Consider the following 540-nt stretch of genomic DNA (forward strand, 5'->3'; position numbering starts at 1 on the left):
CGGTGTACGGCGGCGGAGCCCGGGGCGCCTCCGACAAGGTCTTCCAGTTCAACGGCGCCGGCAAGCTCGTGGTGACCAGGTTCCAGGTCGCCGACTTCGGCAAGCTGGTCCGCTCCTGCGGCAACTGCAAGAAGCAGTACAAGCGCACGATCATCGTCAACGACGTCGACATCACCGCCCCCGGCAAGTCGATCGTCGGTGTCAACGCCAACTACGGCGACACCGCGTCACTCCGGAACGTCCGCGTGCACGGCGACACCAAGAAGAAGATCAAGCCCTGCACCCGCTTCACCGGCAACGACACCGGCAAGGAGCCCACCGAACTCGGCACCGGCCCCGACCCCACCACCTGCCGCTACACCCCCTCCGACATCAGCTACGACTAGCTCACTCCACCGCCAGGACCGGGTGCAGTTCCGGGCGGGCGGTCCACCATTCCTGGTGGAAGGGGTTGTTGGCGATGTTGGCCAGGTACGCCTCGGCCGCCGCGCGGTACAGGAGTTCCGCGTGCCGGGCGGCGACCGTCGAGCGGTTCCAGGC

General features: G+C 67.4%; 1 protein-coding gene. It reads left to right on the top strand.

The genetic code is table 11. The features are described from left to right. Positions 1-386, top strand: a 386-nt coding sequence (locus IF67_RS0138475; protein ID WP_030993709.1) for a pectate lyase, incomplete at its 5' end; no start/stop codon positions are given. Between the last annotated feature and the right edge of the window lie 154 nt (positions 387-540).

Source organism: Streptomyces sp. NRRL S-1813 (genome assembly GCF_000719605.1).
Classification (GTDB): domain Bacteria; phylum Actinomycetota; class Actinomycetes; order Streptomycetales; family Streptomycetaceae; genus Streptomyces; species Streptomyces decoyicus.